The sequence below is a fragment of the Arthrobacter sp. H20 genome (assembly GCF_000520515.1).
Classification (GTDB): Bacteria; Actinomycetota; Actinomycetes; order Actinomycetales; family Micrococcaceae; genus Arthrobacter_D.
Map to the genome: position 1 here is coordinate 169276 of NZ_KI914723.1, position 8458 is coordinate 177733.

The 8458-nt window shown below is 62.8% G+C and carries 8 protein-coding genes; 4 read left to right on the forward strand and 4 right to left on the reverse strand.

Features of this window, described 5'->3' with window-relative positions; translation table 11 throughout:
* Window positions 1-71: 71 nt before the first annotated feature.
* From Y703_RS0107755 to Y703_RS0107770, 4 genes are all read right to left on the reverse strand, one after another.
* Window positions 72-2462 carry an ATP-binding cassette domain-containing protein gene (locus tag Y703_RS0107755; protein ID WP_026552253.1) on the reverse strand — a complete coding sequence of 797 codons (2391 nt, stop codon included), beginning with the start codon at window positions 2460-2462 and terminating at the stop codon, window positions 72-74.
* Window positions 2463-2607: 145 nt separating this feature from the next.
* The gene (locus Y703_RS0107760) at window positions 2608-3018 is read right to left on the reverse strand and encodes a VOC family protein (protein ID WP_035764236.1); all 411 of its coding nucleotides are present in this window, start codon (window positions 3016-3018) and stop codon (window positions 2608-2610) included.
* Window positions 3019-3028: 10 nt separating this feature from the next.
* Window positions 3029-3475: a helix-turn-helix transcriptional regulator gene (locus Y703_RS0107765; RefSeq protein WP_026552255.1), complete on the reverse strand. Its 447-nt coding sequence runs from the start codon at window positions 3473-3475 to the stop codon at window positions 3029-3031.
* A gap of 106 nt (window positions 3476-3581) precedes the next feature.
* Window positions 3582-5636, reverse strand: a complete 2055-nt coding sequence (locus tag Y703_RS0107770; RefSeq protein ID WP_026552256.1) for a S9 family peptidase — start codon at window positions 5634-5636, stop codon at window positions 3582-3584.
* Between the two features lie 57 nt (window positions 5637-5693).
* On the opposite strand from Y703_RS0107770, the gene Y703_RS0107775 reads away from it, so the two are divergent.
* From Y703_RS0107775 to Y703_RS22015, 4 genes are all read left to right on the forward strand, one after another.
* On the forward strand, window positions 5694-6545 hold the full coding sequence (locus Y703_RS0107775; protein WP_026552257.1) for a methyltransferase domain-containing protein: 852 nt from the start codon (window positions 5694-5696) through the stop codon (window positions 6543-6545).
* A 123-nt stretch (window positions 6546-6668) separates the two neighbouring features.
* Entirely contained in the window at window positions 6669-7148 is a 480-nt protein-coding gene (locus Y703_RS0107780; RefSeq protein WP_026552258.1) for an NfeD family protein, read from the forward strand.
* 77 nt (window positions 7149-7225) lie between these two features.
* Window positions 7226-8155, forward strand: coding sequence for an SPFH domain-containing protein (locus Y703_RS18640; RefSeq protein WP_035764195.1), 930 nt, complete (start codon window positions 7226-7228; stop codon window positions 8153-8155).
* A gap of 210 nt (window positions 8156-8365) precedes the next feature.
* Window positions 8366-8458 (forward strand): RNA polymerase-binding protein RbpA (locus Y703_RS22015; RefSeq protein ID WP_173400621.1); only part of this gene is annotated, 93 nt, incomplete at its 3' end.

Here is an 8458-nt window from a genome sequence, read left to right on the forward strand (position 1 = left end):
CCCCCCCCCCTTGTCATCGCCCGGCCTGCAGCGACCGTCGGGTAACGCGGGACGGAGGGCTTAGGCGGAACTCAGCCGCCGATGTACGCCGCCAGGTGCTCGCCGGTGAGGGTTGACTTGGCGGCAACAAGATCGGCGGGCGTTCCCTCAAAGATCACCAGGCCGCCGTCGTTCCCGGCACCCGGACCGAGGTCGATAATCCAGTCGGCATGAGCCATCACTGCCTGATGGTGTTCAATCACAACTACAGACTTGCCTGAGTCGACAAGCCGGTCCAGCAGCCCGAGCAGATTCTGGACATCCGCCAGGTGGAGACCGGTGGTCGGCTCGTCGAGGACGTAGATGTCTCCCTTTTCGGCCATCTGCGTAGCGAGTTTGACGCGTTGTCGCTCGCCACCGGACAGCGTGGTGAGCGACTGGCCCAGGGTCAGATAGCCGAGCCCCACATCGACCAGCCGGGTGAGGATCTTGTGGGCGGCCGGGGTGCGGGCTTCGCCGTCGCTGAAAAACTCGCCAGCCTCGGTCATCGACATGGCGAGCACCTCAGCAATGTTGCGTCCCCCGAGCGTGTATTCAAGGACTGATGCCTGGAACCTCCTGCCCTCGCACTCTTCGCAGGTGGACTCGACGGTGGCCATGACCCCGAGTTCGGTGAAGATGATCCCGGCGCCGTTACACGTGGGGCAGGCACCCTCGGAATTGGAGCTGAAGAGCGCAGGTTTAACACCGTTGGCCTTGGCGAAAGCCTTGCGGATCGGTTCAAGGAGCCCCGTGTAGGTGGCGGGGTTGCTGCGACGGGACCCCTTGATGGCGCCCTGGTCGATCACCACCACTCCCTCACGTCCCGCGACCGACCCGTGGATGAGTGAACTCTTGCCTGAGCCGGCCACGCCGGTGACCACGCAGAGCAGGCCAAGCGGAACGTCAACGTCCACGTCCTGAAGGTTATGCATCGAGGCGTTGCGCACCTTGAGTGTGCCCGACGGCGTCCGCACCGTTTCCTTGACGGTAGCCCTGTCGTCGAGGTGACGGCCGGTGATCGTGTCGCTGGACCGCAGCCCGTCCACCTCCCCCTCAAAGCAGACACTGCCGCCCTGGGTGCCAGCGCCCGGACCCAGATCGATTACGTGGTCAGCGATGGCGATGGTCTCGGGTTTGTGCTCGACAACCAGCACAGTGTTCCCCTTGTCCCGCAATTGGATCAGCAGCCCGTTCATCCGATCGACGTCGTGCGGGTGCAGGCCAATTGTCGGTTCGTCAAAAACGTAGGTGATGTCGGTCAGCGACGACCCGAGATGGCGGATCATCTTGGTCCGCTGGGCCTCTCCCCCGGACAGGGTGCCTGCCGGGCGGTCGAGGGACAAATAGCCCAATCCGATCTCGGCAAACGAGTCGAGCAGGTGCTGCAGCCCCTTCAGGAGCGGCGCCACCGAGGGCTCCTTCAGGCCACAGACCCAGGTGGCCAGTTCGTCGATCTGCATCATGCATAGATCAGCAATGCTCTTGCCGCGAATCCTCGACGACCGGGCTTCGGGGCTCAGCCGGGTTCCCGCGCACTCCGGGCACGGCTGAAACGTAATGGCACGGTCAACGAAAGCCCTGATGTGCGGCTGCATCGCTTCGACATCCTTGGACAGCATCGACTTCTGAATTTTCGGGATGATGCCCTCGAAGGTGAGGTTAATTCCCTCAACCTTGACCTTTGTCGGCTCCTTGTAGAGCAGGTCGTCCAGTTCCCGTTTGGTGAACTGTGCCAGTGGCTTGTCAATGTCAAACCCGGCACCGCTGAAAATCCGGCCGTACCAACCGTCCATGCTGTACCCAGGAATGGTCAGGGCGCCCTCCCCCAGCGACTTGGTCTCATCGAACAGTGCTGTGAGATCGAAGTCGGAGACCGAGCCCATTCCTTCGCAGCGCTGACACATGCCGCCCAGGTAGACAGCATCCTTCACCACGCTTTTTTCGACCCGGCCGCCCTTGTCGGTGCTCATCACCCCGCTTGCCTTGCGGGTGGGGACGTTGAAGGAAAAAGCCGTCGGTGGTCCCACGTAGGGTGATCCGAGCCTGCTGAAGAGGATCCTGAGCATGGCATTGGCGTCCGTGGCGGTGCCGACTGTTGAGCGTGGATTGGCGCCCATCCGCTCCTGGTCGACGATGATCGCTGTCGTCAGACCTTCCAGATGGTCGACGTCGGGGCGTGCCAGGTTGGGCATGAATCCTTGGACGAACGCGCTGTAGGTTTCGTTGATCATCCGCTGCGACTCGGCCGCGATGGTCGCGAACACCAGCGAGCTTTTTCCGGAGCCTGACACACCAGTGAAGACCGTCAGGCGTCGCTTCGGAATCACCACTGTGATGTCCTTGAGGTTGTTCTCGCGTGCACCTTCCACGCGGATCAGATCGTGTTGATCGGCGCTATGGAGCACTGACTCCCGTGCCTCGGGCGTCGTCGACGTGCTCATTGTGTCTCCTCATGCCGACGCTCCGCGACAGCGGTCCGGTCGACGTCGATAGCTTCGTGCCCACCAGCAACCAACAGTACGTCTGATTCTGGTGCAGGCGGGGGTGCTGCGGCTACTGGCTGCGTGGCACCACGGCGCCTCAGGGTCACACGAGCTCGTTGATACGGATCAGATTGCCTGACGGATCGCGGAAGGCACAGTCGCGGACACCGAACGGTCGCTCGGTGGGCTCTTGGACCACCTCGGCGCCGGTGGCCAGCCCCCGCTCGAATGTTCCGTCCAGATCCGTGGACCCGAGCACAATACGGGCGTAGCTGCCTTTTGCCATGAGTTCGGCGATAGTAAGGCGTTCGTTGTCGGTGAGACCCGGGTCCGCGCCGGGGGGCTCTAACACGATCGATGTCTGCGGCTGGCCCGTCGGGCCGACGGTGATCCACCGCATCCCGCCGAAGCCGACGTCATTGCGGACCTCGAAGCCAAGCGCGTCGCGGTAGAAGGCCAGCGCGGCGTCCGGGTCGGTGTGCGGAAGGAAGGTCCAAAGGATGGTGAGGTTCATACCGATCACCCTAGGACGGCGTCAGAGTTGGCGCTTCTCGATTCCTGACCGGTCTGGTGGCCTGTTTCACCACACAGGTGGGAAGGTCTTTTGCCGCCCGCGCCGCCCGACGCCGGTAAACGCTGGGTGGCATGCCGACCAGCTCGGTGAACCGGGTGCTGAAAGTGCCCAGCGACGAACACCCCACCGCGAAACAGACGTCGGTGACAGTAAGCTCGCTCTGCCGTAAGAGCGCCATCGCGCGTTCAATCCGACGGGTCATCAGGTAGGAGTACGGTGGTTCCCCATAGGCTCGCCGGAACTGGCGGCTGAGGTGACCTGCCGACATGTTGACGCCGCCCGCGAGGGCTTCCACGTCAAGGGGTTGGGCATACTCCCTGTCGATCCGGTCACGGACACGCCGCAGCAGCGCGAGATCGCGCAGGCGCTGCGACGATGACGATGAGGTACTGGTCACTGGGAAATAGTGCACCTTCCGGGCGCAACCTGTCCAGAGCTGTTTGATCTTGATGCAACTACCGAAAAACGAGCTGCGCTGCCGCCGGTGACTCCCGGCTAGCCGATTAGGACGGCTGGTTCTGGGCCGTCGGCAGGTACGTGGCCCACCACCGGAGAATATGGTCGAACCGCTGCCGCCGGTGCCACGGGGACCCGGTGCGGGACAGCTCGTGAGTCTCCCCCGGGAACACCAACAGCTCAGTGGGTACGCCGCGCAGCTTCAAGGCTGTGTAGTAGCGCTGGGCTTGTTCCAGTGGGCACCGCAGATCCTCCTCTGAGTGCACCACAAACGTGGGGGTCTCGACCTTGTCCACGTGGGCGAATGGATTCTGGGCCCGGACCTGCTCCGGATCGGACCCGGTGTAGGCATCGGAGAAGAACCAGCCGATATCAGACGAACCCACGAAGGACGGCGGATCCAGGTACCCACGCTCCACTACTGCCGCGGTGAAACGGTGGTCCTGCGAGATGGTCCACGCGGTCAGGTAGCCGCCGTAGGACCCGCCCATCACTCCCAACCGTTCCCGGTCCAGCGCTGGATACTTCTCCAGTGCACCCTCAAGGAACCCGAGGACGTCGAGCAGATCAACAGTCCCCATGGCGGCCTTGATTACCCGGCCGTGTTCCTGCCCATACCCGGCGGCTCCCCGCGGATTGCACATGACGACGGCGTAGCCAGCGTCAACATAGACCTGGGCTTCGTCGAAGTAGCCCCAGCCGTACTGGGCGAATGGCCCCCCGTGGACATTGAGGAGAACCGGGTGCGGACCCTCCCCCTCGGGCTCAAGCACCCAGCCATGCACGCCATAGCCATCGCTGGCCGTGAAAGTCTCTTCAACTGAGGTAACCACCGTGGTCTGAGCCCGGAGGTTGCTCGAAAGGTCGGTCAGCGCGGACAGGGCTCCCCCGCTCACCACGGCCACCTCGCCCATAGTGGTCGGGTCGGTATAGGCAGCCACAACTATGTCCCGTGCTGCTGCGGCACCCGTCACGATCAGCTCGCCATCGACGAGTGTGGTGACTGATCCTTCGGCTGAAACCTCAAGAAGCGTGCCTCTCCCCCGTGTCCTGTTGAAGACGAGCACCGAGTCGGCGCCGCGGGGAACTATGTCCCCCACCTCGCCCAGATCGACTGTTTCGGCGTCGGTGATGGCTCGGGCCTCATCGGGTGAATTGGCCGGAGCGACATACAGCGCTGTGTTGCGGGCCAGAAAGTCCAGACCGTCCTCGGACAAATCGCTCCCCAGGAAGAACAGCCAGTTGCCGTCAAGGCTTTCTACTGGGCGGTTGCACCCTACTCGCGTGCCGGCGCCACGGTTGGTGAGTTGAACGACGTCGGAGCCATCGACAGCCATCGAGTAGATGTTCGTGTACAGGGTGGCGTCGGCATCTGGGTGGAGCGCCGAGGTGAACAGGATGCGCTGGCCATCGCGGGAGAAAACCGGCTCATTGTGGTCGGCATCGGCAGCAGTCAGCTGCCGGGCGGTTGGGAAACCTTTCGCCGCGTCCTGGTGCGACTGCGGGTCGCTATCGGCGCCAGCAGCCTTCGCCGCCGCCTCCGTGGCACGGCCGGCCGGAGCGACGAAGGGCTCCGCGTCCAGATCTGGCACCGCCAGGACAAAGATCTGGGCCCGCTTGTCACGCGTGTAGCCCAGCCCGTTCATGCGGTACTTGAAGGTGGTGATCAGGCGAGGATCTTCCAGCCCGGGGCCGACGCCGTCGACTGTCCCATACCTGCCATGGTCGGGGACTCGCGAGGTGAAGGCGATCTTCGACGAGTCGGGCGACCAGGTGAACGCTCCAACTCCCATTTTCTGGTCGGTGAGGCGATGTGGTTCACCGCCGCGGCTGTCCACGATCATGAGCTGCGGTTTGCCGCCAGGCTCGGCACGCAGGAAACCAATTGACGTGCCGTCGGGTGAGTGCTGTGGCACGGTGTCGCGGAAGCCCCGAGTCAGCCGCCGGGCATCGCCGCCGGGTACCGCCAGCTCCCACAGCTGACCAACATACGCGTCAGCGTCAAAATCGGGTCGCGTCACCGAGACGACGCAGCGCTGCGCATCGGGTGAGAGCGACGGTGAACTTACGGACTGGAGGTGATTCAGCTCATGTGGTTTCACACAATCGAGACTAGATCAGTCATCGAATCTTCCCAATTCCGACCCTAGGATAGAGGCATGCCCCACCTCCCGGAGAACCTCCTGCGCTGCCCCCTGTGCTTTGGGCCGCTCGAGCTCTCGGGGACGGCCAGCTCTCTTGGCTGTGCCTTGGGCCACAGGTTTGATGCGGCGAAGCAGGGCTACTTCAACCTGCTTACCGGCAAGGGGACACCGTTCCAACCGGATACGTCACCGATGGTGCAGGCCCGCTCTGACTTTCTCGGCGCTGGCCACTATGGCCAACTGCAAAGAGCAGTGGCCGACGCGGTGCAGCGACACATCGCTCACCCGAGGATAATCCTCGACGCGGGAGCGGGGACCGGCTACTATCTCGCCGGGCTGGAGCGCAGGTACCCTGCCTCGTCGCTGGTGGCCCTCGATATCTCCAAGTTCGCACTGCGGCGGGCCGCCGGATTGATCGACGCCGGCATCTGCCTTGTGTGGGATGTCTGGCGGACACTGCCGGTGCAGGACGGGCAAGTGGATGTGATCGTCAACATCTTCGCTCCCCGCAATCCCGAGGAATTCTTCCGCGTGCTGAAGCCGGGCGGTGTTCTGCTGGTCGTCACGCCGCTGCCGGGACATCTTGAGGAGATTGCCGGCGAGGCTCGTCTCCTTGAGGTGCGACCGGACAAGGCTGCCGGGGTGACCACTGCCCTGGCTGGCTCCTTCCACGAGACTGAGTCGGTCATTGTGGACTATTCACTCACCCTGAGCCATACCGATATCTATAATGTGGCGCTGATGGGCCCGGCCGGCCACCATCTGGTGGCGTCCGAGCTGATGGCACGTTTGACTGAGCTCCCCGAGCGGACATTGGCAAGCGCCCGATTCACTGTCCAGGTTTTCCGTCGCTCCCTTGACCTCTAACGCTTGCGGATATATAACAACCGCCCGCTTTTGTCACGCATCTCTAGGTTTCGCTCCACCAATTTGGCATGATGGAAGGACGCAGTACGCGCGCTCACCGGCGCCCTAGCCTGAAGGGAAGACATGTTTGAGTGGCTAATGGAGAACGGCTGGATACTCTGGCTGGTCCTGTTCCTGGGCCTTGCAGCGGTGGAGACCCTGACTCTCGACCTGTTCTTCATCATGATGTCGATGGGTGCGCTTGCGGCAATGATCAGCACCTTCCTCGGTGCGGCCTTCTTCCTGCAGGTCATTGTGTTCTGCGTGGTATCCCTCCTCATGGTGCTGGTGGTTCGTCCAGTGGCGTTGAAGCACCTTAAGCGGGGCTCCCCCGAGCAATTGAGCAACATCGATCGATTGATCGGCGAGTCGGCGCTGACCCTCGACGTCGTCACGGGTGAGTCAGGCACGGTGAAGATCGGCGGCGATACCTGGTCGGCTCGCACCCTCGACGGGTCGCTGATTCCTGCCGGAGAGCGGGTGGCAGTTTCCCGGATCGACGGGGCGACGGCTCTGATCTCGGCTCCCGCCCGCCCCCAGGCCGCTGACTCCGGTGCTGTCTAGGTGCCCGTGTACCCGCACCCGGGCCATCAAACCACAGCGCTACTGACCTACCGTGCTATCCAACTAAAGGGGAACTAATGCCTACCGACGCAGGGGCAATCGGACTGACAGTTGTCTTGATTGCCCTCATTGTTTTCGTACTGGTCGTGCTGGTGAAGTCGGTGCGAATCATTCCGCAGGCTCGTGCTGGCGTGGTGGAGCGGCTCGGAAAGTATCAGCGAACCCTCCAGCCCGGTCTGACCATCCTGATCCCTTTTGTGGACCGGCTGCTCCCCCTCCTCGACCTTCGCGAACAGGTGGTGTCCTTCCCTCCTCAGCCGGTCATCACCGAGGACAACCTGGTGGTCTCCATCGACACGGTCGTCTACTTCCAGGTCACTGATTCCCGGGCCGCCACCTACGAGATCGCCAACTACATCCAGGCCGTGGAGCAGCTCACCACAACCACCCTGCGCAATGTGGTCGGTGGCCTGAACCTCGAGGAAGCCCTGACGTCGCGGGATCAGATCAATGGTCAGCTGCGCGGCGTGCTTGATGAGGCAACTGGTCGGTGGGGTATCCGGGTATCCCGAGTGGAACTGAAGGCCATCGATCCACCTCTTTCCATCCAGGATTCGATGGAAAAGCAGATGCGCGCCGAGCGGGACCGTCGGGCGGCCATCCTGACGGCAGAAGGCACCAAGCAGTCGCAGATCCTGACCGCTGAGGGTCAGCGGCAGGCAGCTATCCTCGCAGCTGAGGGCGACGCGAAGGCGGCCATTCTCCGTGCTGACGGCGAATCCCAGGCCATCCAGAAAGTGTTCGACGCCATCCACAAGGGCAATCCGACGCAAAAGCTGTTGGCCTACCAGTATCTACAGACCCTGCCGAAGCTGGCCGAGGGATCGTCCAACAAGCTATGGATCATTCCCAGCGAGGTGGGCGAAGCGCTCAAGGGCATTGGCAACGTCCTGGGCAACGCAACCGCCGATGCCCCCGACGGCGACAGCCACACCCACAGCGCCTAACCTTCAGCCACTGGGCGGCCGGCGTGAGCTGGCTGTCCAGTTTCTGATTGTGGCATCCGCTGGCGTATCATTGGGTGTTTGCCGTACTTTCGCTGGTCTGATCGGGAACAGACTCACATTCCACAGCGTTATGTAATTGGCAGGGTGCGGTAGCCGATGCCGCACCATCATCCGCTGTTACGGATGCCACATTGTTGAGTAGGAGAATACATGAGCGATCGTAGCTTGCGCGGAATGCGCCTCGGAGCGCAAAGCATGGAGACTGAATCCGGAGTAGAGCCGGCTCCCCGCCAGCGGGTCGAA